Here is a 26,603-nt window from a genome sequence, read left to right on the forward strand (position 1 = left end):
TCATAGCAGCCATTTCCCAGCCCCAATCGCAAAAGCAACCTCAACACAACCCTCAAAAACCTCAAAGGGGCTCACCATAGCCCCTTTCTCACACCACCCTCTAAGCAGCTAACCAGCCTGCCCGCACTCAGTGCGCCACAATTCGCGGCTCCTTCACAAACTCTGCCAGCAGCCAGATCATATCGTGCAGCAGCCCCGTAAGCTCTTTCGCAACGTTCGCGGGCAATGTCCCCCCTTTAACGGCCTGGGTAAGTGCCAGCGCATAGTCAATCTGGGTAGCCGTGTCGTGCCAGCAGTCCGGCACGCAGGAGGTCATTTTCTCTCCCACAATCAATTGTTCAATAAGGTTCGGCGGGAGATCGGCATCGCAGAGTTCACGCAGTCGATGAAGCGCTTGCAGCAGGCGCTCGCAGAGTGCAGAGCTAATGACGCTATCATCGCTTTCGACCAGCACGGTCACCAGCGCGGCGCAGTTGTCCGCCACGTCAAAGAGGTCGGCGTCAACCGGAAGGGGTCGGGTAATAAGCTGCTGAATAATGTTTTCGTCAGATTGCGGGAAAATCAGGGTCTGGATAGTCGCCATATTAGGGCATCCTCTACATGTAATTTTATTCACTACCTTGTGAGTTCCTACGCTCGGGGGTAGCACTGACGGAGGTAGGAATACCGCCCACATAGAAAACGGCCAGCCTTACGGCTGCTCCGCCAGCGCCACCGAGATTGTAACGGGATAAACGCTGCCACGACATACTAAATATCGCTATATGGAATACGGGTTCCTACACCCGATTGCGGATGTGCCGCAACGCCGTCACTTTACGACCCCGATAACCGGAATAAAAGCATTAACCCTCATTTTCACCGGGTTACTTTTAGGTTTGCGAGGCTCCTTCCAGAAAGCTGGTCTTCCAGCCTACATTTTCAGCGTATCGATCACTGCTCTCAGGGCTGGCGACACATTGCGATGCGGATAATAGAGAAACAACCCGTCCATCCGCAGGCTGTAGCGTTGCAAGACCCGGATAAGCGTTCCGCGTTCCAGATCGTCCGCCACGAGCTCCACCGGAATATAGGCTAGCCCCAGGCCCAGCCGGGCAGCTTCCGCTTCCATGTAACTGTCCGATAGCGCCCATTGTCCTTCTGGCCGGTGAAAGATTTTCTTGCCGTCCTGAACCAGTTCCCAGTGATAAAGATTACCGTCGGCAAACTGATACGCAATGCAGGGGTGCCTCACCAAATCCTCAGGTGTTTGCGGAAAACCATAGCGGCGGAAGTGCTCTGGTGCCGCAACCACGCCCATTTCCATGTCAGGCGTGATGCGTACCGCAATCATCCCCTGCCCGACCTCAGGCCCCAGCCTGACGCCCGCATCAAACCGCTCGGCAATGATGTCAACGAAGCGGCTTTCATTCATCAGTTCAAGGCGGATATCCGGGTAACGCTGCTTGAAGATGGCGAGCTTTGGCAGCAGGCATTTATCGATAGCGTGCTGGCTGGCATTGATGCGCACCGTACCGGACGGCGTCTGGCGGTAATGGGCCAGGGTGGCCAGCCCGGTATCAAGCGTATCGAATGCTGACTCCGTGGTTTGATAAAGCTGCTCCCCGGCGTGGGTAAGTGACAATTTTCGTGTGGTACGCACCAGAAGCTGAACGCCCAACCGCGCCTCCAGCTCACGTACCGAGCGGCTGATCCCGGATTGTGCCAGTCCGAGTCGCTGCGCGGCTGCCGTGAAGCTTCCCTCGCGTACCACCTGCATAAACAAGTACAGCTCGTTGTAGTTTTCCCGTTTCGCCATCGCGCCTGCTCTCTGATTCATAACAAATTGGTATTAATCTTAGCAATTTTCACCCTCTAATCAGCACGATTTCTGCTCCCTATACTCCCCTTATCACAACAACGCACGGGATCTCTAATGAAAACATTCACCCAAAAACTGTCAGTGGCGATGCTGCTGTGTGCATCTTTAAGTGGAGTGACAACAATGAGTTATGCAGAAACGACTAACCCAAACGCGCCCATTTCGATGGTGACCACCTGGGATAAAACCTTCGCCAAAAGTGATAAGGTTGACCATCGTAAGGTGACGTTCCAGAACCGATACGGCATTACCCTGGTGGGAGATCTTTATCTGCCTAAAAACCGTGGGGACCGCAAGCTGGCGGCGATTGCCGTTAGCGGACCGTTTGGCGCGGTCAAGGAGCAATCCAGCGGGCTCTATGCGCAGACGATGGCCGAGCAAGGGTTTGTCACGCTGGCGTTCGACCCGTCTTACACTGGCGAAAGCGGCGGCCAGCCACGCAACGTGGCCTCGCCGGACATCAACACCGAAGACTTCAGCGCTGCGGTCGATTTCCTGGGCCTGCAGCAAGAGGTTGATCGAAACCGTATCGGCATTCTGGGTATTTGTGGCTGGGGCGGCATGGCACTGAACGCGGCAGCAATGGATACCCGCGTAAAAGCAGTCGCCACCAGCGTGATGTATGACATGAGCCGTGCCATGGGCCACGGCGTTGGCGACGGGAAAGATCGCTATTCCACGGCCGATCGTCGTGCCGTACTGCAGTATCTGAACGAGCAGCGCTGGAAAGATGCCGAAAACGGCACCTTCGCGCACGGCGGCCATGATATCTATGTTGATGAAAACGGCAACGTAACGGCGGCTGAGCGTATTCTGCCAGAAGCATTACCCGCCAACCCGAATCCGGTTCTGAAGGAGTTTTATGACTACTACCGGATGCCGCGCGGATTCCATGCACGCTCCGTCAACTCCACCGGCGCATGGACGGCTACCATGCCGTTGTCTTTTATGAACATGCCGCTGTTAAGCTACGCAGGGGAGATCAGCATCCCGACGCTTATCGTGACGGGTGAAAAAGCGCACTCCCGCTATTTTGCCGAGGACGCGTTTAAAACCGTTGGCAGCAAACAGAAAGAGCTGGTTATTGTCCCGGGCGCAAACCATGTCGATCTTTACGACAACGCCGCAGGTAAGATCCCGTTTGCACAGTTTGAGCGATTCTTCAAAACCAGCCTGAAATAAGCCGTTCTGCCCAGGATCATGCAGGCCGCATACGCATTGGCCTGAAGCATGACGAGCATACGCCACCCGATCCAAACGGGTGGCCCTCTTCTTTGCCTTGATGAAATCTGACTATGTCCGCACTAAGCCAAACCACGCAGTCGAACCGTGAACATACGTACTGGGGCGGCATTTTTGCCCTGACCCTGTGCGTATTTGTTTTGATCGCCTCTGAATTTATGCCCGTTAGCCTGCTTACCCCGCTCGCCCGAGATTTAGATGTCACCGAGGGGCTGGCGGGCCAGGGGATTGCTGTCTCCGGCGCACTGGCCGTCCTGACCAGCCTGACGCTTTCTCAACTGGCTGGCAGCATGAACAGAAAATATCTCCTGCTGGGAATGACGCTACTGATGGCCTTGTCGGGAACGATTATTGCCTTTGCACCGAACTATCCGGTCTATATAACCGGCCGCGCCCTGATCGGTATTGCCATCGGCGGATTCTGGTCCATGTCTGCGGCAACGGCTATTCGCCTGGTGCCACAACATCAGGTGTCGCGCGCACTGGCTATTTTCAACGGGGGCAACGCGCTGGCGACGGTGGTTGCCGCCCCACTTGGCAGTTATCTCGGCGCGACCATTGGCTGGCGTGGCGCCTTCCTGTGTCTGGTGCCCGTGGCAATAGTCGCGTTCATTTGGCAATGCTATAGCCTGCCTGATATGAAGGGGAATGACCGGGCAACGTCGCATGGGACGGTCTTTCGATTGTTTCGTCAGACGGCCGTTGTTGCAGGCATGCTTGCCTGCGGCCTGTTCTTTATGGGTCAGTTTGCGTTATTTACCTATGTGCGTCCGTTCCTTGAAACCGTTACCCACGTTAGCGACTCCGGGTTGTCGTTGATATTGTTAACCATCGGCGTTTCAGGTTTTGTTGGTACGCTCGTGATTGCCATGGCGCTCAACGCGTCATTTTACCTGACGTTAATGGCCATTCCCCTGCTGATGGCCACCATTGCGGGCGGGTTGATTCTGACCGGGCACATCGTATGGGCCGTTGCCGCGCTGTTAGGGCTCTGGGGAATGCTGGCGACGGCGGCACCTGCCGGGTGGTGGACGTGGATCGCCCGTACGCTTCCGGAAGATGCAGAGGCTGGCGGTGGGTTAATGGTTGCGGTGATCCAGCTGGCCATTGCGCTGGGATCAACTACCGGAGGCATGATGTTTGACTATTTGGGCTGGCAGAGCACCTTTCTCATGAGCGGCCTGCTGCTTCTCAGTGCGGCTGGGGTGACATGGCGGCTCGCACGTCTGAACAGATAACGCCGCAGAGGATTAATTGCCGCTTTTCTGTGGCGCTGGTGTATTGTTTTTGAACCCACAATCACTGTGAAGAGGCGCGACAGCATGATTAACATCCTTGGCAAAACCACCTCCATCAACGTCCGTAAAGTCCTCTGGACCTGCGAAGAAGCCGGAATTGCGTACCAGCAGGAAGATTACGGCAGCGGATTTGCCCCGACGGAAACGGACGCCTTCCGCGCCCTGAACCCCAACGCCATGGTGCCGGTGCTGATCGACGGCGATTTTGTGCTGTGGGAATCGAATTCAATCTGCCGCTATCTGGTGCGCAAAGCCGGACGCGATGACCTGCTGCCGTCGCAGCCGCAGACCTGCGCTAACGTCGAGCGCTGGATGGACTGGCAGGCAACCGAATTCAACAACGCCTGGCGCTATGTCTTTCCGGCGCTGGGGCGCAATAACCCGGACTATAACGATCCCGCGCGGATTGCCGCCGGGATAAAAGAGTGGAACCACTGTATCGGCATTCTGGAGCAGCAGTTGCAGCGCACCGGCGCCTTTACTGCGGGCGAAACGTTTACGCTTGCAGATGTGGTGCTGGGGCTGTCGGTGAACCGCTGGAAGATGACGCCTTTTGACAAACCCGCTGTGCCTGCCATTGATGCCTGGTTTGAACGTCTTAATCAGCGCCCGGCATTTTTGCGACACGGAAATAACGGCATGGTCTGAATTCCCCACGGCCCTATATTCAGCAAGGATATTTTATTTAATTACAAAACCCTGCATATCGTCAGAGGGAATAATAATTAAGCCATATCCTGGACTGTCCGTTGTATCGCTTTGCTAGCCTGACGTTTCAGGCAAAGCTCACCCCGGAGGTATTCTTGCTGATTAAACTCAAAAAAGAACGAACGCATCAGGAGGATCGCCGGTTAGCCCTCTGGCTGGCGACATCCGCTGGCTTGCTCAACGCCATCGCCCTTGGGGCATTTGGCTTTTTCCCCTCTCACATGACCGGCAATACCTCACAATTATCCAGCGAAGTCTCTTCCACCGATCTGAACGATATTATTTTCTTTGGCTCCATTATTCTGGCGTTTGTCACCGGTGCCATTCTTGCGCGCATTATTGTTATCTGGGGCATTATCCATAATATCCGGCTGGTTTTTTGCCAGATCCTGTTTGTCGAGGGGTTATTACTGACCGGTATTTCGGTATACGAAATGTATTTCCATGCCCTCACCAGCAACCGCACAATTATTATCTTTCTCTGTGGTCTGATGGGGATCCATAATTCCACCTCCACCCAGCTCTCCAGCGGCCGGGTGAGATCGACACACATCACCGGCACGCTGACGGACGCGGGGATATCGCTGGCCTCGGTGGTGGTGGCGATGCTGCGCCGGGACTACTCCAAAGACACGGCGGCGCAGAAAAGCCAGCTTAAAACCCACTTAACCACCCTGTTCTCGTTTATTACCGGCGGTATCGCGGGGTTACTCCTGTTCCGGTGGATAGGCTTTAATGCCATGCTGGCGCTGGGTGTAATACTGGCGCTGGTATCCGTTTGTTCCATGATTACCATCGCGGTGCGCGTGCGCAAATTTCGCGCAGCCCTCGGCCGATAGTCAAAACGCAGAGGGCAGAATGTCGCGACAGTTGTGACACCGTCACTTTCATAACGTCGCTTTAGGACTATTCTGCCCTCACTCAGCCAGCCCTTACCTCATAAGGCTTAATCAAGGTTGTCACTAATTTCATAGGGTTACTGATTTCCCCCCTTCGCTGGAACCCTTCCCAAACGCTTGCTATAGGTCAACTACCCCTGCCGAAACATGGCATAACAACAGGCAACCGCTGGTTGCGATAACGCATGCGCACAGGGAGACACACCGCAATGCATCCATTACTCAAACGCTCGCTGCTGTTTGTCGGCGCCATAATCGTGGTTCTGGCCCTCCTCACCTGGGGCATTGGGCTGGAGACGATCAAGGCGCGTCAGGTTGACCTGATCTACCTCGGGCAACAGCATTTAATCCTCGTATTTTCCTCGATGTTCTTCGCACTGCTGGTTGGCATTCCGGCGGGTATCCTGCTCAGCCGCCCGGCGGCGCGTGGGGTAGCCGAATACGTGATGCAAATCTTCAACGTCGGCAACACCCTGCCGCCGCTGGCCGTTCTGGCGCTGGCGATGGTGGTGATTGGCATTGGCGATACGCCAGCCATCATCGCCCTGTTTCTTGCCTCGCTGCTGCCGATTGTGCGCAATACCTACGCCGGGCTGTGCTCGGTGCCGTCGTCATTACTGGAAGCGGCGAACGGGATTGGAATGACCAAATGGCAGCGTCTGCGCCAGGTGGAGTTACCTAACGCCTGGCCGGTGATGCTCTCGGGCATCCGCATCGCCACTGCCATTAATGTGGGTACAGCTCCGCTGGCCTTCCTGATTGGCGCCAGCAGCTACGGCGAGCTGATTTTCCCCGGCATCTACCTGAACGACTTCCCGACGCTGATCCTGGGCGCGGCGGCCACCGCGCTGTTTGCCCTGATCCTCGACACCCTGCTGGCTGCGCTGGGTCGCGTGATGAGTCCCCATCTCGCTCGATAACAATAACAAGGAGCTTTCATGAGACTGATATCCAGCCTGACGGCGATGTGTGCCGCGGCGCTCTTCACCAGCCAGGCGATAGCCGCCCCGCTGATTCTGGCGACCAAAAGTTTTACCGAGCAGCATATTCTCTCGGCCCTGACCGTGCAGTACCTGCAAAAGAAAGGGTTCCAGGTGCAGCCGCAAACCAATATTGCGACCGTTATCTCCCGTAACGCGATGATCAACAAACAGATTGATATGACCTGGGAGTACACCGGTACGTCGTTAATCATCTTTAATCACATCAACAAGCGCATGTCGCCGCAGGAATCTTACGAGACGGTTAAGCGTCTGGACGCGAAGCACGGTCTGGTCTGGCTCAAACCGGCCGATATGAACAACACCTATGCCTTCGCCATGCAGCGTAAACGCGCTGAAGCGGAACATATCAACACCATGTCTGAGATGGTGGCGAAGATTGAGCAGGTCCGTAAAACCAACCCGGACAAGAACTGGCTCCTGGGACTGGATCTTGAGTTTGCCGGGCGCAGCGATGGGATGAAGCCGCTGCAGAAGGCCTACAACATGGCGCTGGACCGTCCGCAGATCCGCCAGATGGATCCCGGTCTGGTGTATAACGCGGTGCGCGACGGTTTTGTTGATGCCGGGCTGATCTACACCACCGACGGCCGCGTGAAAGGTTTCGACCTCAAAGTGCTGGAAGATGATAAAGGTTTCTTCCCGAGCTATGCCGTCACCCCGGTGGTACGTAAAGACACGCTGGAGGCGAACCCGGGGCTGGAAGAGGCGCTAAACACCCTCTCCGCCCAGCTCAACAACGACGTTATCACCGAGCTGAACAAGAAGGTGGATATCGATCATCAGTCACCGCAGCAGGTCGCCCGTGATTTCCTGCGTAGCAAAAAGCTGTTGTAGGAGGCGCTATGGAGACGATTCACTACATTCTGGATAACTGGGATTACCTGTTAACCCTGACGCTGCAGCATCTGTGGCTGGTGGCGCTGGCGGTGGGCCTGGCCATCATTATCGGCGTTCCGCTCGGCATTTTAATTGTCCGTCACAAATGGCTGGCGACACCGGTGCTGGGGATTGCGACCATCGTGCTGACCATTCCGTCCATCGCCCTGTTTGGCCTGATGATCCCGCTGTTTTCGCTGATCGGTCAGGGCATTGGCGCCCTGCCCGCCATTACCGCGGTGTTTCTCTACTCGCTGCTGCCGATTGTACGCAACACCCATACCGCGCTGGACAGCCTGCCACCGGGTCTGCGTGAGGCCGGACGCGGCATCGGCATGACTTTCTGGCAGCGGCTGCGCTGGGTTGAAATCCCCATGGCGCTGCCGGTGATTTTCGGTGGCATCCGTACCGCCGTGGTAATGAATATCGGCGTAATGGCGATTGCCGCCGTGATTGGCGCGGGCGGCCTGGGCCTGCTGCTGCTTAACGGTATTGGCGGGAGCGATATCCGCATGCTGATTGCGGGGGCGCTGATGATTTGTCTTTTAGCGATTGTGCTCGACTGGCTGCTGCACCGTCTGCAGGTGGTACTGACTCCGAAGGGGATTCGATAATGATAAAACTGGAAAACCTCAGCAAACACTTTTCACAGAAGCACGGCCAGACCGTTAAGGCCGTGGACAACGTCAACCTGAACGTGCCCGAAGGGGAAATGTGCGTCCTGCTCGGCCCGTCCGGCTGCGGGAAAACCACCACCCTGAAGATGATCAACCGCCTGATTACACCGAGCAGCGGCACGATCCTGATTAACGGTGAAGACACCAGCGGGATGGATACGGTGACGCTGCGCCGCAACATCGGCTATGTGATCCAGCAGATTGGCCTGTTCCCGAACATGACCATCGAAGAGAACATTACCGTGGTGCCGCGCATGCTGGGGTGGGATAAAGCCCGGTGTAAAACCCGTGCCGAAGAGCTGATGGACATGGTGGCGCTGGATCCGCGTAAGTTTCTCAACCGCTATCCGCGCGAGATGTCCGGCGGCCAGCAGCAGCGTATCGGCGTGATCCGCGCGCTGGCGGCTGATCCGCCGGTGCTGCTGATGGATGAGCCCTTCGGCGCGGTGGACCCCATCAACCGTGAAGTGATCCAGAACCAGTTTCTGGAGATGCAGCGCAAGCTGAAGAAAACCGTGATGCTGGTCAGCCACGATATCGATGAAGCCCTGAAGCTGGGCGACCGTATCGCCGTTTTCCGTCAGGGGAAAATTGTCCAGTGCGCCAGCCCGGACGAGCTGCTGGCGAAGCCTGCGAACGAGTTTGTCGGCTCGTTTGTGGGTCAGGACCGCACCCTGAAGCGCCTGCTGCTGGTATCGGCGGGCGACGTCACCGACCAGCAGCCTACTATCACGGTACGTGGCTCTACCCCGCTTCCTGAGGCCTTTGCCACCATGGATGATCACGATATCCGCGCCATCACCGTGGTGGACGAACATGGTAAACCGCTGGGCTTTGTGAAACGCCGGGAAGCGCGCAACGCCAGCGGCACCTGTGCCGATATCCTGCATCCGTTCCGCATGACCGGCAAAGCGGAAGATAACCTGCGCGTGGTGCTCTCTCGCCTGTATGAAAGCAACACCAGCTGGATGCCGATTGTGGATGAAGAGGGTCGCTATAACGGTGAGATTTCGCAGGACTATATTGCGGAATACCTCAGTTCCGGGCGTACGCGCCGGGCGCTGAATATTCACAGTGAGAGCTGAGAATTATACCAGAAAAGCCCCTTTCGGGGCTTATGCTCAAGATTCTTTAAAGCCTGGTTTACCATTAGCTTTACGCCACTCCTTGACCTCTTTGACAATGCCTTCCGGGCTATCCTCTCTCTCATCCTCTGGATAGAAGATCAAATCTGAGCCTGATGGATGCTCGGTAAGGCGTCTGAATTCTCTGACCCTGCGATTGTCGTCTTCTTCAGTTGGACCTTCTGCATTAAAAATTTTACGAACTAAATCTAAAAATTCGTTCTCTGTATAATCTGACAATGTTTTTTGAACAGTCATGTTATTAACTCTTCCATGTGTAATGAATCTCGATATGTCTCTTGGGCGTGATTAGGCCCATATTATCAACGTTGTAGACATCCCCACCTCGACTTATAGGATCAATGTGATGGATTTCAGAGCGCTCCCTTCCACCAACACACTCCGCATCTCGAGTGAAAGGAGAGTTTCCTTTGCGTATCTGACTTGGTTACTACCTCTAAACTGTTTTGATAGCTCTGGGTCTTTTGAAACTTCTAACCAAAATGCCTTACGAAATTGGTCACAGTTCGCAAACGTCCGACCACGCAGCCTGTCAGCGATCTGGCTTGGGACTGGCGATCCGTTCCCAACATTGGCACCAAACAGCCATATGCCGCTGACTTTCTTGCCTTTGCCCGTGACTTGCCCAAAATTGTGCCTCAAATAAATATAAATCGGCGGCAGGTCAGGGAACGGCAGGATCAGAATGTAATCCGCGAAACTCTTTTCTTCCGGTGCCGGGCTGGTGGTCGCCGTTATGGCGGTATCATCCGGCAGCGGGTTAACAATTACCGGGTTCGGCAGTACCGGCGCGCCTGGTTGCCGGTATTTCACGGCTTTTTATCGTTTGTCCTGTCAGGCGTCCACACAATGGTGATACGCGGTTCTTCCTCCGTGGTGAACGTGTACGCCTGCGCCCTGCTGTCGTACTCGATTTTTCTTACGCGTACAGTGTCCCGGCCGAGTGGCGTGTGCCAGCCGTGCGGTACCGGGTTCTGCCTGTAGTTTTGGCGGTGAAGTGGGCATAACAAAAGCCCCTTTCGGGGCTTGTATAGAGCATTACCAGCGAAGTTCTGACGTTAGCATATAGGTTATAGACCTCACGCTATCCGCCATGTCATAGTTAATCTGCATGCTCGTAGGAATATCGTGATCCTTTTCCTCATAAAGGTCTGTCCAACCATAATCCCTATTCATTACAGTGTAAGGCGGTGCACTTCGTAGCGGCTCTCCAAGATTTTCATTAACCCATTTGCGTGACATAGACCCCTGCAAGGGTGCAGGTAGTTTATTGGGAAATGTCCAACTGGTCGCAGGTTCGTGCTGAATTCGGAGTGTGACAGATTTCAAAATCCGCCCCTCTCGCCAGAAAGAAAGAAAAATCCCTTCCTGAGCCATTTCAAGGTTGATGGTCGGTGTTCCAGAAGATCCCTTCGGGGCAGACTTATACGGAATTAAATCCTTATCAAGCATATATTGATAAGACTTACCAAGACTATTTATCAACGCTTCAACGTTTACCGTCATTTGTACAGCCCCGCTTCACTATTTATTTTATGCATTTTAACCCTTGCTGCTTCGATCTGAATTTCGGTCGCGCCATGATCTTTCAATGCCGGTTTTATGGCATCCAGATTGCGATCCACTGCTGCCCTGAGGTTCCTGGAGTCAAGATCGATTTGTGTAGGCGTATTACGTCCACCATATGTCTCGCTTATTTTGTGATGCATATCTTTCGGGATCACGATGGCAGCAACTTTATCAGTCAGCGCAAGTATCTCGTTATCATCTAGCAACGGATAATTAGCTCTCAGATATGCATCAACAGCAGCTCTGGACGGCATGTGATCCGCCTCATACATCCCCTGCCGCGAACGGCGTTTAAAGTCACTGTATAGCTCGACTTCCAGAAACTCCACCGGCGGTTTGCTCAGGTAGATATAAATCGGCGGCAGGTCAGGGAACGGCAGGATCAGAATGTAATCCGCGAAACGCTTTTCTTCCTGTGCCGGGCTGGTGGTCGCCGTTATGCCGGTGTTAACGGGCAGCGGGTCAACAACAACCGGGTTCAGCAGCACCGGCCGCGCCTGGTTGCCAGTATTCCACGGCTTTTTATCGTCTGTCCGGTCAGGCGTCCACACGATGGTGATGCGCGGTCCTTCTTCCGTAGTAAAGGTATACGCCTGCACCCTGCTGTCGTACTCCATTTTTCTGACGCGCACATTATCCCGGCCAGGCGGCGTGTGCCAGCCACGCGGCACCGGGTTCCCCCTGCTGTCGTTCTCCCACGTATAGCGAACACGGCTTGGGGCTTCACGCATCTGCGCGAGGCGCATACGGTCGATAAAATCCTGTTCGCCGTCGTTCAGCCTGCCGGGCATCATTCCCACCAGCAGCCCGGCCACAGGAGCACCCGCTCCCGCGGTGGCTATCTCACCCAGTCCGACGGCACCACGCACTGCCCATGTGCCATAGGTCAGCGCCCTGCCGCTTATGAGTTCCAGCAAGTTTGCGCCTGCGGTGGCCGTCTGCACCCGCGCAGCTGCAGCAGCAGCCGCAACGGCGGCCTGATAATCCATTTCCTCATGATTGCCGTTCCACCAGCGATAAAGGGCGCTGCGCTTTTTCGGTTTGGGGATATCCTCTGGCTTTTTCTTTCTGGCGGTCTGTGCGTGCTGCGGGGTGTCTGAATCGGTTGCCGGGTCGCTGGTCGGCATGGCCAGGAAAAATGCCATATCGGCAAAATTAGTGTGGGGTTCGCGCTGGTCACCGGCATCATTGCAGCCATCCCCCCGCAGGCAGGATTTTGCAAATACACGGTTGCGCTCCCTTTCCTCCTCTCTGCGGTTTTCTTCAGCCTGCTTTTCTGCTGCCAGCCTGGCGGCGTGTTCTTCCCTGGCAACATCAACCGGGTCTCGGCCACGTCCCAGCCACTGACCTGCGGGAGCAATTACCCGATTTGAACCTGGTGGGCAATCACAATGTACTTTTGAACCGTGAACGGCGACCGGTACGCCGTGAAATGTCACCCGTTCCTCACCTGATACAATCACGCCCTTCCTGCCACATTTAGGACAGGGAGTGGTTTTATCACCTACCCTGAGAATTCTGCGTCCAAATTCGGTGCTGTCCGTAATAGACGCAATACACCTGGCACCGGTGGTCGTTTTATCATTCTCAAGCGCCTGTCCCCGGCCAAAATTATCGGTACGGTAACCCACGCGTTACGCTCCGGTAATTAGTGAATTGATTACTCATAAAGAATTCCCTTTTCCTTTTCGTTAATAAAAAAAGCAATTTTACTATGAATACGAGTTAATCAGATTTATTCAGCACTTTTGGTTAATATTTAACAGTTAAATAAATCATCAACATAAATAAATAATTTAAATATTTAGAAACCATATAAAAGCTCATTTGCATACTGGTTGAGTTCCCGCCACAATATTGCATCGACCCCGTTTACTCGCGACCCATGCAACGTCTTCATACTTACCCCGATATCCGCGCGATGTTTCGCCGGCTTCTGATTGCCACCGTCACGGGCGTACTGGCCGCGCTGGCCGTTGCCGTGTTTCGCCACAGCATGTATCTGCTGGAGTGGCTGTTTCTCAGTAACGACAGCGGCAGTCTGGTGAACGCCGCGGCGGCGTTGTCCCCCTGGCGTCGCATGCTCACACCTGCTCTTGGCGGCCTGGCAGCCGGATTGTTGCTGTGGGGATGGCAGCGACTGACGGCGCAACGCCCGCATGCGCCAACGGATTATATGGAAGCGCTGGAAACGGGTGACGGGCAGTTCGATTACGGTGCCAGCCTGGTCAAATCTCTCGCGTCTCTGCTGGTGGTTTCCAGCGGAAGCGCCATCGGGCGTGAAGGGGCGATGATCCTCCTCGCTGCCCTCGCCGCCTCCTTTTTTGCGCAGCGCTTTACGCCAAAGTCCGAATGGAAATTATGGATCGCCTGCGGGGCGGCGGCGGGAATGGCCAGCGCCTACCACGCACCGTTAGCCGGAAGCCTGTTTATTGCCGAAATTCTGTTTGGCACGCTGATGCTGGCCTCGCTTGGCCCGGTGGTGATTGCGGCCGTGGTGGCGCTGCTGACGACGCGTCTGTTAAGTCCGGGTGCCACCACGCTGTATGATGTGCATCTCAGCGAAACGCTCACAGTGGGTGATTATGGGTTGATGGTCGGAATCGGTCTGCTGGCGGGCGTCTGCGGTCCGCTACTGATGTGGCTGATGACGGTTAGCCATGCGCTGTTTCTGCGTCTCAAACTCTCACCGCCGTGGCAGCTGGCGCTCGGGGGGCTGATCGTCGGGCTGCTGTCGCTTCTGACGCCCAAAGTGTGGGGCAACGGCTATAGCGTGGTGCAGGCCTTTCTGCTCTCACCGCCGCTGCTGTCCGTTATTGCGGGCGTGTTTATCTGTAAGCTGCTGGCGGTCCTGGCAAGCAGCGGTTCGGGTGCGCCAGGCGGGGTCTTCACGCCAACCCTGTTTGTCGGGCTGGCGACAGGAATGCTGTTTGCGCAGCTTTTTGCGCTGTGGCTGCCGGGTTCTGAAACGGCGATTTTGCTGGGACTGGCGGGGATGGCGACGTTGCTCGCTGCCACGACACATGCGCCTATTATGTCGGCGCTGATGGTGTGCGAAATGACCGGGCAGTATTTTCTGCTGCCCGGCCTGCTGATTGCCTGCGTTGTTGCGTCCGTGCTCTCGCGAACGTTACGCCACGACTCGATCTACGGCCAGCACACTGCCGAGAGCAGAGAGATCGATGTACTGCGCTAGTTCGCGCTGCTCGGCGCGCGGCAGATAAGGCAGCTCGCCCACCAGCGGACCGGGCAGTTTTTTGCTCAGCACGTCGATGATTTCTGCATAGTGCGCAAGGCCCGGATTGATGCGGTTTGCCACCCAGCCCACTAATGGCAGGCCGTCATTGGCGATCGCCTGCGCCGTGAGCAGCGCGTGGTTGATACACCCTTCCTGAATGCCCACCACCATCACCACCGGCAGTTGTTCCTGCACCACCCACTCGGAAAGCGGACGCAAATCGTTCATCAGGCTGCGCCAGCCGCCCGTGCCTTCAACCACAACGTGATCAACCTTCTCGCTCAGGTTCGCCAGCCCATCCGACAGTAGGGTGTAATTGATCAGCCCGCTGTGCGCCACGCTGCTCTCCTCTTCGCTCAGGGCAATAGGATTGACCGCGTCATAAGGCAGCTCCAGGGATGAGACGCTTTGTAAAACCAGGGCATCTTTATTGCGCAGCCCCTCAGGCGTCTCTTTACTGCCTTTTGCAACCGGTTTGTACCCGGCAACACGTTTACCGCTTGCTGCCAGCGCCTGTAGCAACGCGCGCGATACAACAGTCTTGCCGACAGAGGTATCTGTACCAGTAACAAAGAAACGCTTAAGCATGACTCATTCCACCTCTTGGGTATGCTTCGAAAATATAAACCAGGTAAATAATTCAGTGGGGGAAGTCTACGGGAAGCGTGCGCTACCCGGCTTGAGATAGCGCAATTTTTCTTACATCTGTGGAAAAGAGTTAGCCCTGCAGCAGGCGGATCAGTAAGGAACCGTTATACATCGCATCTTTGACCAGCGCGGCGCCGGCCATGGTGCCCTGGTTCGAAAACTGCGTGCTTTCCACCACAATGTTTTTGCTGTAGGCGGGAAGCGCCTGCTGATTAATGCAGGCCGAGATCGCCGGAAAGAGAATGTCCGCCGCCTGGCTGAGCGGCGAGCCAATCAGGATTTTTTGCGGGTTAAACAGATTCACCATAATGGCGAGAATGCGCCCGACGTTATTCCCTACGCCGGTAATGATGTCCTTAGCCAGCAGATCGCCCTGCCGCGCCGCAGCGCACAGGGAATCCACCGTCAGGGGTTGCCCGTGCAGCGAGGAGCTCATGGACTGGCTGAGCCTCACCTGCGCCAGCTCCAGCACGCTTTCCACACTGGCAATGGTCTCCAGACAGCCGTGGTTGCCACAGTAGCAGCGTTTCCCGTAGGGATCGACCTGCGTGTGGCCGATCTCCACCAGGCTACTGCTGCCCGCATGCAGCAGGCGTCCGTCGGTGATGACGCCCGCCCCGACGTTATGGTCGATCACCACCTGAATGACATCCCGCGCCCCGCGTGACGCGCCAAACAGCGCCTCCGCCATGGTCCAGGCGCTGATGTCATGCTGAATGTAGACCGGCACGCCGGTATGGTTTTCCAGGACCTCACCCAGCGGCATCTCTTTGACGTCTTCATAAAACGGCATGCGGTGCACAATGCCATTTTCGGTATCAATAATACCCGGCATGGTGATGGCAATGGCCGTTAAGCGTTCAAGCTTCTGCTGGTGACGAATAAAGAAGTGATCGATATGCGTGACAATCGCGTCGAGAAGCGGTTGTTCGGCGTTAAGCGGCAGCTCCAGGCGGTCTTCCACCACCAGCTTGCTGCTGAGATCGCGCAGCGCAAGAAAGATCTCACCCCGGCTGATGCGCAGCGACAGATAATGCCACGCTTCCGTCTCCACCACCAGACCGACCGCCGGACGGCCCCGGCTACCCGGCTCCTGAATCTCCGTCTCCTGAACCAGGTGGGCTTCCAGCATTTCGCGAACAATCTTGGTAATACTGGCGGGAGCCAGTTGGGCCAGGCGCGACAAATCGATACGCGAAACCGGACCAAGCTGATCAATCAGGCGATACACGGCGCCAGCGTTGGTCTGCTTAATCTGATCGATATGCCCTGGCTGACTATCAGCAACCACCTCGTACTCCCTTATTTTCGAGCTTCGAAATAAACTTTGGGCTATGGTGAAGCACTTGCATGGCCGTCGTCAAATATTTACTTAGCCATGTGATTTACTGCACATTTTTGCCCATTTTTCCCTATAAATAGCGCCCGGCAGAGGCGGTGATCAGCTGCTTTTTAAAACGCTGTGCCGCGTGGCTCTGCTCATGATGCCGGGACCACACCAGCCACATCTCCGATACCGCGTCGTCTTCGGCGAGCGGCACCCAGCGCATTTCACGCAATTGTACCCGTTTAAAGGAGGCCGGGAGAATAGAGACCCCCAGCCCGGCGGCGACCAGACCAATGATCGTCATCGCCTCTCCCACTTCCTGGGTAATCACCGGGGCGAGATCGTAGCGGCGCATCAGGCCAAGAATATCGTCATACAGACCGGTCCCCACCTGCGGGTCGAAAAAGACAAACGGCTCTTTCGCCAGCTCTGCCAGCGTGACGGCAGGCTGTAAGGCTAAAGGATGATCGTGGGGGATCATTGCCATCAGCGGCTCACGCAGGATCACCTGCCACGCCAGCGAGTCCGGCAGTTGGGTGTTGCGCATTAGCCCTAAATCCAGCGCCCCTTCATTTAGCGGAGCAATTTGTTCCCGGGTATTAATTTCGCGCGTCTGAATATGCACGTCCGGGAAGTCACGGCGAAACGACGACAGGGTTTGCGAGACGGCGCTGATAAACGGGGCAGACGAGGTAAACCCGATGCGCAATTCACCGGTCTCCCCCAGATAGAGCCGCTCTGCGCGGGCGGCGGCGTCGTCAACCATGCTCAGAATTTGCCGGCTGTCAGCCAGAAACTGTCTGCCTGCCGCCGTCAGGCTCACGCTACGGTTGGTGCGGGCGAGAAGACGCGCGCCAATCTGCTGCTCCAGGATCTGAATTTGCTGGCTGAGCGGCGGCTGCGAAATGTTCAGGCGCGCGGCGGCGCGGCCAAAATGGAGTTCTTCTGCCACCGCGACAAAGTAGCGTAAATGACGCAGTTCGATATTCATATTTTATAAGTATCATTTGAGATTATTAATATATTAGACAGAATATTTACATTTTCCTACCCTGAAGAGGTGGTCATACCCGTCACCAGAAACCACGGGGATGTTTAAGCAAGGAACATGTGTGAGTCGTACATCTACCGTTGATATCGAACCGGCACGCGATATCGATGATTTACCCGCAGCCTCTCAGCCGGCGCAGTTTATTAAACGTGGTACCTCCCAATTTATGCGCGTCACGCTGGCGCTGTTCTCAGCCGGTCTGGCAACCTTTGCCCTGCTCTACTGCGTTCAGCCTATCCTTCCCGTACTGTCACATGAGTTTGGCGTCTCACCGGCCAGCAGCAGTATTTCACTCTCTATTTCAACCGGGATGCTAGCTGTCGGCCTGCTCTTTACCGGCCCCCTCTCCGATGCCATTGGGCGTAAACAGGTGATGGTGACCGCGCTGATGCTGGCGTCGGTTTGTACGCTGCTCTCCACCATGATGACCAGCTGGCACGGGATCCTGATGATGCGCGCGCTCATCGGGTTATCCCTGAGCGGCGTGGCGGCGGTCGGGATGACCTATCTCAGCGAAGAGATCCACCCGAGCTTTGTCGCGTTCTCCATGGGGCTGTACATCAGCGGGAACTCCATCGGCGGCATGAGCGGACGCCTGCTGAGCGGCGTGTTTACGGATTTCTTTAACTGGCGCATCGCGCTGGCGGTGATTGGCTGCTTTGCACTGGCCTCTGCGTTGATGTTCTGGAAAATTCTGCCGGAATCACGTCATTTCCGCCCCACTTCCCTGCGTCCCAAAACGCTGTTTATCAACTTCCGCCTGCACTGGCGGGATAAAGGGCTGCCGCGACTGTTCCTGACCGGCTTCCTGCTGATGGGGTCATTCGTCACGCTGTTTAACTATATTGGCTATCGTCTGATGCTCTCACCGTGGCATCTGAGCCAGGCGGTAGTCGGCCTGCTCTCCGTGGCGTATCTGACCGGGACCTGGAGTTCGCCAAAAGCCGGGGCGATGACCGCCCGCTATGGCCGTGGGCCGGTGATGCTGGTCTCAACCGCCGTGATGTTGCTCGGCCTGTTGCTGACGCTCTTCTCGTCCCTGTGGCTGATTTTCACCGGCATGCTGCTCTTCTCTGCCGGTTTCTTCGCCGCGCATTCCGTCGCCAGCAGCTGGATTGGCCCGCGCGCCCGTCGTGCCAAAGGCCAGGCATCCTCTTTGTATCTGTTTAGCTATTATCTTGGCTCCAGCTTCGCCGGGACACTGGGCGGTGTGTTCTGGCACAACTACGGCTGGAACGGCGTGGGCGGGTTTATCGCGCTGATGCTGTGTGGGGCGCTGCTGGTGGGAGCCAGTCTTCATAAACGTCTGAGATAACAAGCCTGCGGGCTGATGTCCGGTCAGACGAGCGCTCCAGATAAACGGCACCAGCGTACTGGTGCCGTTTTTACATTCAGGAATCCCAGGCCTGCTCTATCTTAGCGGCTTCAAACTGCGGAGGCGGTTTGCGGAAACGGCGCGTCAGCCATGTCAGGTAAAGGACCCCCAGTGCCGCCCAGATGAGGCCAAGCGTCAGGGATGTCGCTTCGAGGTTTATCCACAGCACGCCGACCGTGACGGCACCAATGAGTGGCAGCAGGAGATAGTGGAACCGATCTTTCCACGTTTTGTTCAGCCCCTTACGCCGCCAGAAATGGTTGTACACCGAGAGATTAACAAACGTAAACGCCACCAGCGCGCCAAAGTTGATCAGCGCCGTCGCGGTCACGAGGTCAAAGTACAGGGCCGACAGCGCCACTATCCCTACCATAATGACGTTCAGGGCCGGAGTACGCCATTTCGGATGCACGTAGCCAAACACCCGCTCCGGAAAGACGTTGTCACGCCCCATCACATACAATAAGCGTGAGACGCTGGCATGTGAGGCCAGGCCTGAAGCGAGCGTATTCACAAACGTGGTACACAGAAACACCGACTGGAAGAGCTTGCCGCCCACGTACAGCGCAATTTCCGGCAGTGCGGCGTCCGGGTTCTTGAAGCGCGCGATCGTCGGGAAGAAGAGCTGCATGAAAAACGAGGCAACAATGAATATCAGCCCGCCATACAGTGCGGTCAGGAAAATGGCTTTGGGAATCACCCGCGCCGCGTTTGGCGTCTCTTCCGACAGCGTGGTGACCGCGTCAAAGCCGAGGAAAGAGAAGCAGACGATAGTCGCGCCGGTAATAATCGGGATCAGATGTGCGTTCTCGCTGATAAACGGCTGCAGCGACCAGACGGTGCCAACGCCCTCCCCCTTGTGCAAACCATGCACCACGAGTATGACAAACACCACCATGATGGCGATCTGTACCAGCACAAACAGGGTGTTAAAGTTGGCGACCAAATTGACGCTCTTCAGGTTCGCCAGCGTCAGGATGGTCACAAACCCCACTACCCAGACCCACGGCGGGACTTCCGGGAACAACGCGGAAAGGTAGATCTTCGCCAGCAGCACGTTGATCATCGGCAGGAAGAGATAGTCCAGCAGCGATGACCAGCCGACCATAAACCCCAGATGGGGTCCGATCGATTTCTGCGTGTAGGTGTACGCAGAGCCCGCTTCCGGGAACTGTCGTACCAGTTTGCCGTAGCTGATGGCGGTAAACATGACGCCCGCCAGCGCCAGGAGATACGAGGCGGGCACGTGGCCATTGCTGATACCGGACACAATGCCGAAGGTATCAAACACGGTCATGGGGGTGAGGTAAGCCAGCCCCATCATCACCACCTGCCAGAGCTTGAGGGAACTGCGCAGCCGGGTTCTTCCGGCCATGCCCGGCGAATCAAGAGACGTGTTAGTCGCCATAAACCATCCCCCCCATGCTTACCGTGGTTTGCAATCGCGTTGACCTTAACGCAAACCTGCTTAGCAAAGGGGGAAGTTGTAAAGAATATACGCGATCGTACCAGCGCAGCGTCTCTCGCTCGCACTCACAGCAGGCGCCTGACTGGCCCCCTTCGCCCTGCGGATAGTTGAACATCTGCATCATTTCCTACCTCGTCACACAGTGTCGTTAAGAAAATCCCTGTGCCGCCTGCGCTCCATAACGCGACTCCCGGGAGATAGCTGGCATGCCAGCGAACAGTTCGGCCAGGCTCCGCGCAGGCCGTTTGGTGATACGTATGCGATGAAACAAAGCGGCCCCTAACCGGGGCACGTCATCAGGCGTTTTTCAGCATCCACTCAATTTCAGTTTCGGTAATCAGGCGTTCGAACTGCAGCAATTCATCATGTTTGCAGGCGTGGTAGACGTGGCAGAAACGTTCGCCCAGTCGCTCGCGAAGGTGATCGTTTTGCATAAACTCCCACAGCGCATCGCTCTGACGAATCGGGAACGGCAGTCCGTCCTGCTCCAGGCCATTGCCTTCCACTTCTTCCTGCAGGGGTAAATCGTTATCCAGCCCATGTAAAATGCCGGCAAAAATCGCCGCCATCACCAGATACGGATTCGCGTCTGCTCCCGCCACCCGGTATTCGACCCGATGGTTATGGCGATCGCCGCAGGGGATACGCAGGGCAACCGTGCGATTATTGTGTCCCCATGACGCCTGGGTCGGCACGTACATTCCCGGCTGGAAACGGCGGTAGGAGTTGACGTTCGGCGCCAGCAGCGCCATGGACGCTGGCATCAGATCGATCATCCCGGCCAGCGCACGTTTCAGCAGCGCGGAATCCTCACCGCTGGCGTCTGCGAACACGTTTTCGCCTCTGTTGTTTTGCATGCTGATGTGGATATGCATTCCACTGCCCGCATGTTCTTCATACGGCTTTGCCATAAACGTGGCGTGCATCTTGTGTTTTTCCGCCATCTGCCTGACGAGACGTTTTAGCGCCAGCGCATCATCGCAGGCATCCAGCACGTTTTCCGTATGGTGCAGGTTGATCTCAAACTGGCCCGGGGAGGCTTCAGCCACTGCCCCGTCGGCGGGGATCAACTGCAACTGCGCCAGTTCGTCAATGTCATTCAGCACGTCAGCAAAGTGGTTGAGATTATCAACCGAGTAGACCTGACTCTGCGTGTTACGCACGTCGGTGCCCGGCGCGCAGGGTGGCTGCAGATAGCCGTCGGCATCGCGTTTACGGTCAAGTAAATAGAACTCCAGCTCTACCGCTACCACGGGGAACAGGCCGCGCTGGCGCAGTTGCTGCCAGAGTCGGTTGAGTACGTTCCGCGGCTCAACGTCAAAGGGAGCGCCATCTTCATCGACCATGGTGAGCTGCACCTGACCAATGTATTCCGGGTCGGCGGCGGACGGTGTCAGGGTGCCCGGCACCGGCACGCAGATACAGTCCGGCTCGCCAAGCTCCTGGCCCAGCCCTGCCTCTTCCACAACGTTCCCCAAAATATCCATGGCGAAAACCGATGCCGGGAAATAGCAGCCTTTTTCAAGTTTGCTCAGTCCGGCAACCGGGATGCGTTTGCCGCGAAAACAGCCGTTCAGGTCGGTCAGGAGGACATCAATAAACTGGGTGTCAGGATACTTTTCTAAATAGCGCTTCACTTCCTGCGTAAAGGCGCTGCCCCGCCTCTCATCCGTGTGCTGCACAAAGTTCTCAACTTCTACGATATTGGTTTCCATGATTTACCACCGTTTTTGGGATTTGTGTTCGCTGCTCTGGACTGTCAAATATAATGTCCACCCTATCGAATCTGTATGCAAACAAAATGTTTGTCAAATGTTAAATTAAGTTTGCAAAAGGCAGATCCCGTTGCTAGATTGAGAAAATATTGAACGAAAAGGCCGTTTCATAGGCGAGAATGGCCTAAATTTAGTCCACTTTGTGAGGGCGATCATGGAAAATATAATGAACAAGCCAGTTATTGGCGTGGTGATGTGCAGAAACAGGCTTAAGGGTCATGAGACCCAGACCCTGCAAGAAAAGTACCTGAATGCCATTATTAACGCGGGGGGCTTACCTGTTGCCTTACCGCATGCGCTGGCAGAGCCAGAGCTTATTACCGCTCTGCTGCCAACCCTGGACGGAATTTACCTGCCGGGCAGCCCAAGTAACGTGCAGCCGCACCTTTATGGTGAAAACGGCGATGAGCCTGACGCCGATCCCGGGCGAGATCTTCTGAGTATGGCGCTGATTGCTGCCGCGCTCGAAAGGCGCATCCCCATTTTCGCCATCTGCCGGGGGCTGCAGGAAATGGTTGTTGCCACGGGAGGGACGCTGTATCGCCGCCTGTTCGAGCAGAACGACCTGCTTGAGCACCGGGAAGATCCTGAACTGCCGGTTGAGCTACAATACGCCCCGTCTCATGAAGTTCAGGTTCAGGAGGGAGGACTGCTGTCTCAATTAATACCAGGCTGTAACACATTTTGGGTAAACTCGTTACACGGGCAAGGTGCACGAACGTTAGGACCACGGCTCCGCGTGGAGGCCCGCTCGACGGACGGGCTGGTCGAAGCGGTCAGCGTTCATGACCACCCTTTTGCCCTCGGTGTGCAATGGCACCCCGAATGGAACAGCAGCGAGTACGCCCTGTCACGCATGTTGTTTGAAGGTTTTATCACCGCCTGTCAAAGCCACATTGCCGAGAAGCAACGGCTTTGACCACTACCGTAAAGGAAATGCAACTATGAGCGATGACGGACTGGCGCCAGGGAAACGTCTGTCTGAGATCCGCCAGCAATTGGGTCTCTCGCAGCGGCGTGCCGCCGAACTGTCTGGGTTAACACACAGTGCCATCAGCACCATTGAGCAGGACAAAGTCAGTCCTGCCATCAGTACGCTGCAAAAGCTGCTGAAAGTTTATGGGCTGTCGCTCTCGGAATTCTTTTCGGAACCGGAAAAACCTGATGAACCGCAGGTGGTTATTAATCAGGAAGACCTTATCGAAATAGGCAGTCAGGGGGTTTCGATGAAGCTGGTTCATAACGGAAATCCGAACCGTACGCTGGCGATGATTTTTGAAACTTACCAGCCAGGAACCACGACCGGAGAGAGGATCAAACACCAGGGTGAGGAGATCGGTACGATACTGGAAGGTGAAATAGTGCTGACCATTAATGGCCAGCCATATCACCTGGTTGCGGGGCAAAGCTATGCCATTAATACCGGCATACCGCACAGCTTCAGCAACACCTCGGCAGGCATCTGCCGCATTATCAGTGCCCACACCCCCACCACGTTCTAATTACCACTCAGTCCCGGCGTAAGTGCGCTTACGCCGGGACAAATAAAAACGATCAATGTCGGCATTCAACGGGTTAATTCCCGGGATGCCTCACGGCTTCGTATTGCCTGAAACGGCCATGACCTTATTTATCTGATTGCGAAAGAAAGGAGTGAATATGCATTTTCAGCACCTGACTTACTGGCAGGATAAAGCAAAAAACAGCGCCATTGAGACCCGGTTATTTATTAACGGTGCCTATTGTGACGCCGCCGATAATACCACGTTTGAAACCGTCAATCCCGCGACCCAACAGACGCTGGCGAACGTGGCCCGGGGCAAGCAGGCGGACGTGGACCGTGCAGTTCAGGCGGCGCGTGAGGTATTTGAGCGCGGTGACTGGTCGCAGGCGTCTCCGGCGCGGCGAAAGGCCGTGCTCAATAAGCTCGCCGATTTAATGGAACGCCACAGCGAAGAGCTGGCCTTACTGGAAACACTGGACACCGGTAAACCCATCCGCCACAGCCTGCGCGACGATATTCCCGGCGCGGCGCGCGCCATTCGCTGGTACGCCGAAGCGGCGGATAAAGTCTACGGCGAAGTGGCGCCTACGGGGCCGGGCGAACTGGCGATGATCGTGCGCGAGCCGATCGGGGTGGTCGCGGCCATCGTTCCCTGGAACTTCCCGCTGCTGCTGGCCTGCTGGAAGCTGGGCCCGGCACTGATCGCGGGCAACAGCGTGGTATTGAAACCGTCGGAGAAATCGCCGCTCACCGCCCTGCGGCTGGCCGGGCTGGCGAAAGAGGCGGGCCTGCCGGACGGCGTGCTGAATGTGATAAGCGGTTACGGACACGAAGCGGGCCAGGCGCTGGCACTGCATCCTGAAGTCGAAGTGCTGACGTTTACCGGCTCTACCCGTACCGGCAAGCAGCTGTTGAAGGACGCGGGAGAAAGCAACATGAAGCGCGTCTGGCTGGAGGCAGGCGGCAAGAGCGCCAACATTATCTTTGCCGACTGTCCGGACCTGGACAAAGCCGTGAGCGCGACCGCCGCCGGGATTTTTTATAACCAGGGGCAAGTCTGTATCGCCGGAACCCGCCTGCTGCTCGAAGACAGCATCGCCGATGACGTCCTGGCAAAGCTGAAAGCGCAGGCCCGTCACTGGCAGCCGGGCGATCCGCTCGACCCTGACAGCACGATGGGCATGCTCATCGACGCTGCGCATGCCGATACCGTCCACACGTTTATTCGCGAGGGAACCCGAAAAGGTACGCTGCTGCTGGACGGGCGGGAACAAGCATGGCCTTCCGCAGTCGGTCCCACCATTTTTGTCGACATCGACCCTGCCTCCCCGCTGTGCCGGGAAGAGATTTTCGGGCCGGTGCTGGTCGTCACCCGTTTTAAAACTGAAGAAGAAGCCTTAACGCTGGCCAACGACAGTGAATATGGGCTTGGCGCGGCGGTATGGACCCGCGATCTTTCCCGCGCGCACCGCATGAGCCGCCGCCTGAAAGCAGGCTCGGTCTTCGTCAATAACTATAACGACGGCGATATGACCGTACCCTTTGGCGGCTATAAGCAGAGCGGCAACGGTCGCGATAAGTCCCTGCACGCGCTGGAAAAATTTACCGAACTGAAAACCATCTGGATTGCCCTGGAGTCTCAATCATGACCGAACATACCACCAGCTACTACGCGGCCAGCGCGAACGCTTACGAACCTTTCCCGACGCTTAACGAGTCGATCAGCTGTGACGTGTGCGTGGTGGGCGGCGGCTATACCGGCCTCTCCTCCGCGCTGCATCTCGCCGAAATGGGCTACGACGTGGTGCTCCTTGAAGGGGCGCGCATCGGCTTTGGCGCCAGCGGACGCAACGGCGGCCAGCTGGTTAACTCCTACAGCCGCGATATCGACGTGATTGAGAAAAACTACGGACCCGATGCCGCCAGAGTCCTCGGGAGCATGATGTTTGAAGGCGGGGAGATCATCCGGGAGCGTATCCAGCGCTATCAGATCCAGTGCGACTATCGTCCCGGCGGGCTGTTTGTGGCGCTAAACCATAAGCAACTCGAGACGCTGGAGGAGCAAAAAGCCAACTGGGAACGCTACGGCAACACACAACTGGAGTTGCTGGACGCCAGTGCCATCCGCCGGGAAGTCGACAGCGAACGCTATACCGGCGCGCTGCTGGACCGCAGCGGGGGGCATATTCATCCACTGAACCTGGCGATCGGCGAAGCGGACGCGATTCGCCTGAACGGCGGGCGGGTGTATGAACAGTCCCCGGTGACCGCCATTCAGCACACCAGCCCGGCCGTGGTGAGCACGCAGCATGGCCAGGTGACGGCCCGCTACGTGATCGTCGCCGGGAATGCCTACCTGGGCGATAAGATAGAACCGGACCTGGCAAAGCGCAGCATGCCCTGCGGCACCCAGGTCGTGACCACCGCCCCGCTGCCGGAAGCGGTCGTCCGCACGCTGATCCCCAATAACTACTGCGTGGAAGATTGTAACTACCTGCTGGATTACTACCGTCTTACCGCCGACAACCGTCTGCTGTACGGCGGTGGCGTCGTCTATGGCGCGCGCGATCCGGACGATGTCGAGCGCCTGGTGATGCCAAAGCTGCTGAAAACCTTCCCTCAGCTGGCAGGCGTCAAAATCGACTACCGCTGGACGGGCAACTTCCTGCTGACCCTGTCCCGCATGCCGCAATTTGGTCGTCTGGATAAAAACATCTATTACATGCAGGGCTACAGCGGCCACGGCGTGACCTGCACCCACCTGGCCGGACGGCTGATCTCGGAACTGTTGCGCGGTGACGCTGAGCGCTTTGATGCGTTTGCCAACCTCCCGCACTACCCCTTCCCGGGCGGTCGCAGCCTGCGGATTCCATTCACGGCGATGGGCGCGGCGTATTACAGCCTGCGCGATCGTCTTGGCGTATGAGCGTTTCGACAA

The 26,603-nt window shown here is 56.3% G+C and carries 25 protein-coding genes and 1 pseudogene; 14 read left to right on the forward strand and 12 right to left on the reverse strand.

The genetic code is table 11. The features are described from left to right. Positions 1–127 precede the first annotated feature (127 nt). Both NQ842_RS13910 and NQ842_RS13915 read right to left on the reverse strand, forming a co-directional pair. Positions 128–583, reverse strand: a complete 456-nt coding sequence (locus NQ842_RS13910) for a hypothetical protein (RefSeq protein WP_045902916.1) — start codon at positions 581–583, stop codon at positions 128–130. Between the two features lie 330 nt (positions 584–913). Further along, entirely contained in the window at positions 914–1,798 is an 885-nt protein-coding gene (locus NQ842_RS13915) for a LysR family transcriptional regulator (RefSeq protein ID WP_047024334.1), read from the reverse strand. Between the two features lie 117 nt (positions 1,799–1,915). Here NQ842_RS13915 and NQ842_RS13920 point away from each other — a divergent pair, with 117 nt between their 5' ends. From NQ842_RS13920 to osmV, 8 genes are all read left to right on the forward strand, one after another. Next, complete coding sequence (locus tag NQ842_RS13920; RefSeq protein WP_072056930.1) at positions 1,916–3,043, forward strand: alpha/beta hydrolase; 1,128 nt, start codon at positions 1,916–1,918, stop codon at positions 3,041–3,043. 113 nt (positions 3,044–3,156) lie between these two features. Then, positions 3,157–4,341: an MFS transporter gene (locus NQ842_RS13925; RefSeq protein WP_194516302.1), complete on the forward strand. Its 1,185-nt coding sequence runs from the start codon at positions 3,157–3,159 to the stop codon at positions 4,339–4,341. Positions 4,342–4,425: 84 nt separating this feature from the next. Next, the gene (locus NQ842_RS13930; RefSeq protein WP_257255989.1) at positions 4,426–5,049 is read left to right on the forward strand and encodes a glutathione S-transferase family protein; all 624 of its coding nucleotides are present in this window, start codon (positions 4,426–4,428) and stop codon (positions 5,047–5,049) included. A gap of 155 nt (positions 5,050–5,204) precedes the next feature. Continuing rightward, positions 5,205–5,948 carry a YoaK family protein gene (locus tag NQ842_RS13935; protein WP_182381661.1) on the forward strand — a complete coding sequence of 248 codons (744 nt, stop codon included), beginning with the start codon at positions 5,205–5,207 and terminating at the stop codon, positions 5,946–5,948. 269 nt (positions 5,949–6,217) lie between these two features. Beyond that, positions 6,218–6,928, forward strand: coding sequence for an osmoprotectant ABC transporter permease OsmY (osmY, locus tag NQ842_RS13940; protein ID WP_013096821.1), 711 nt, complete (start codon positions 6,218–6,220; stop codon positions 6,926–6,928). Between the two features lie 18 nt (positions 6,929–6,946). Further along, a complete protein-coding gene (gene osmX, locus NQ842_RS13945) occupies positions 6,947–7,846 on the forward strand; it encodes an osmoprotectant ABC transporter substrate-binding protein OsmX (protein ID WP_182381660.1) in 900 nt (299 codons plus the stop codon). An 8-nt stretch (positions 7,847–7,854) separates the two neighbouring features. Further along, positions 7,855–8,502, forward strand: coding sequence for an osmoprotectant ABC transporter permease OsmW (osmW, locus tag NQ842_RS13950; RefSeq protein ID WP_006808875.1), 648 nt, complete (start codon positions 7,855–7,857; stop codon positions 8,500–8,502). Next, positions 8,502–9,650, forward strand: a complete 1,149-nt coding sequence (gene osmV, locus NQ842_RS13955; protein ID WP_046887947.1) for an osmoprotectant ABC transporter ATP-binding protein OsmV — start codon at positions 8,502–8,504, stop codon at positions 9,648–9,650. The genes osmW and osmV overlap by 1 nt, the downstream gene beginning before the upstream one ends. Before the next feature lie 36 nt (positions 9,651–9,686). Here the strand turns inward: osmV and NQ842_RS13960 are convergent, their stop codons facing one another. From NQ842_RS13960 to NQ842_RS13980, 5 genes and pseudogenes are all read right to left on the reverse strand, one after another. Beyond that, positions 9,687–9,947 carry a bacteriocin immunity protein gene (locus tag NQ842_RS13960; RefSeq protein ID WP_257255990.1) on the reverse strand — a complete coding sequence of 87 codons (261 nt, stop codon included), beginning with the start codon at positions 9,945–9,947 and terminating at the stop codon, positions 9,687–9,689. A 4-nt stretch (positions 9,948–9,951) separates the two neighbouring features. Continuing rightward, a pseudogene (locus NQ842_RS13965) lies at positions 9,952–10,523 on the reverse strand (S-type pyocin domain-containing protein). Then, positions 10,520–10,720 carry an S-type pyocin domain-containing protein gene (locus NQ842_RS13970; RefSeq protein WP_257255991.1) on the reverse strand — a complete coding sequence of 67 codons (201 nt, stop codon included), beginning with the start codon at positions 10,718–10,720 and terminating at the stop codon, positions 10,520–10,522. Before NQ842_RS13970 ends, NQ842_RS13965 begins: the two are co-directional and overlap by 4 nt. A gap of 28 nt (positions 10,721–10,748) precedes the next feature. Beyond that, positions 10,749–11,216 (reverse strand): DUF6392 family protein, encoded by a 468-nt coding sequence (locus NQ842_RS13975; protein WP_257255992.1) that lies wholly within the window; start codon positions 11,214–11,216, stop codon positions 10,749–10,751. Continuing rightward, the gene (locus NQ842_RS13980; protein ID WP_257255993.1) at positions 11,213–12,910 is read right to left on the reverse strand and encodes an S-type pyocin domain-containing protein; all 1,698 of its coding nucleotides are present in this window, start codon (positions 12,908–12,910) and stop codon (positions 11,213–11,215) included. Before NQ842_RS13980 ends, NQ842_RS13975 begins: the two co-directional genes overlap by 4 nt. A 254-nt stretch (positions 12,911–13,164) precedes the next feature. On the opposite strand from NQ842_RS13980, the gene clcB reads away from it, so the two are divergent. Then, entirely contained in the window at positions 13,165–14,475 is a 1,311-nt protein-coding gene (clcB, locus tag NQ842_RS13985; protein WP_203462196.1) for a voltage-gated ClC-type chloride channel ClcB, read from the forward strand. Here the strand turns inward: clcB and bioD are convergent. From bioD to NQ842_RS14000, 3 genes are all read right to left on the reverse strand, one after another. Then, the gene (bioD, locus tag NQ842_RS13990; RefSeq protein ID WP_013096826.1) at positions 14,410–15,105 is read right to left on the reverse strand and encodes a dethiobiotin synthase; all 696 of its coding nucleotides are present in this window, start codon (positions 15,103–15,105) and stop codon (positions 14,410–14,412) included. The two genes, clcB and bioD, sit on opposite strands and share 66 nt — an antisense overlap. A gap of 130 nt (positions 15,106–15,235) precedes the next feature. Next, complete coding sequence (gene mlc / locus NQ842_RS13995; RefSeq protein ID WP_014831704.1) at positions 15,236–16,456, reverse strand: sugar metabolism global transcriptional regulator Mlc; 1,221 nt, start codon at positions 16,454–16,456, stop codon at positions 15,236–15,238. A 121-nt stretch (positions 16,457–16,577) separates the two neighbouring features. After that, a complete protein-coding gene (locus NQ842_RS14000; RefSeq protein WP_050859619.1) occupies positions 16,578–17,483 on the reverse strand; it encodes a LysR family transcriptional regulator in 906 nt (301 codons plus the stop codon). 121 nt (positions 17,484–17,604) lie between these two features. On the opposite strand from NQ842_RS14000, the gene NQ842_RS14005 reads away from it, so the two are divergent. Beyond that, the gene (locus tag NQ842_RS14005; RefSeq protein ID WP_013096829.1) at positions 17,605–18,858 is read left to right on the forward strand and encodes an MFS transporter; all 1,254 of its coding nucleotides are present in this window, start codon (positions 17,605–17,607) and stop codon (positions 18,856–18,858) included. Positions 18,859–18,934: 76 nt separating this feature from the next. Here the strand turns inward: NQ842_RS14005 and NQ842_RS14010 are convergent, their stop codons facing one another. Both NQ842_RS14010 and NQ842_RS14015 read right to left on the reverse strand, forming a co-directional pair. Then, positions 18,935–20,326, reverse strand: coding sequence for an APC family permease (locus NQ842_RS14010; RefSeq protein WP_013096830.1), 1,392 nt, complete (start codon positions 20,324–20,326; stop codon positions 18,935–18,937). A gap of 356 nt (positions 20,327–20,682) precedes the next feature. Next, the gene (locus NQ842_RS14015) at positions 20,683–22,101 is read right to left on the reverse strand and encodes a glutamine synthetase family protein (protein ID WP_014831701.1); all 1,419 of its coding nucleotides are present in this window, start codon (positions 22,099–22,101) and stop codon (positions 20,683–20,685) included. A gap of 214 nt (positions 22,102–22,315) precedes the next feature. On the opposite strand from NQ842_RS14015, the gene puuD reads away from it, so the two are divergent. From puuD to NQ842_RS14035, 4 genes are all read left to right on the forward strand, one after another. Continuing rightward, entirely contained in the window at positions 22,316–23,080 is a 765-nt protein-coding gene (gene puuD / locus NQ842_RS14020) for a gamma-glutamyl-gamma-aminobutyrate hydrolase (protein ID WP_014831700.1), read from the forward strand. A gap of 25 nt (positions 23,081–23,105) precedes the next feature. Next, positions 23,106–23,663: an HTH-type transcriptional regulator PuuR gene (gene puuR / locus NQ842_RS14025; protein WP_013096835.1), complete on the forward strand. Its 558-nt coding sequence runs from the start codon at positions 23,106–23,108 to the stop codon at positions 23,661–23,663. A 157-nt stretch (positions 23,664–23,820) separates the two neighbouring features. Continuing rightward, positions 23,821–25,314 carry an aldehyde dehydrogenase PuuC gene (gene puuC, locus NQ842_RS14030; RefSeq protein WP_257255994.1) on the forward strand — a complete coding sequence of 498 codons (1,494 nt, stop codon included), beginning with the start codon at positions 23,821–23,823 and terminating at the stop codon, positions 25,312–25,314. Beyond that, positions 25,311–26,591, forward strand: a complete 1,281-nt coding sequence (locus NQ842_RS14035) for an FAD-binding oxidoreductase (protein ID WP_046887944.1) — start codon at positions 25,311–25,313, stop codon at positions 26,589–26,591. Before puuC ends, NQ842_RS14035 begins: the two co-directional genes overlap by 4 nt. Positions 26,592–26,603 lie beyond the last annotated feature (12 nt).

Source organism: Enterobacter cloacae complex sp. R_G8, assembly GCF_024599795.1.
GTDB lineage: Bacteria > Pseudomonadota > Gammaproteobacteria > Enterobacterales > Enterobacteriaceae > Enterobacter > Enterobacter dissolvens.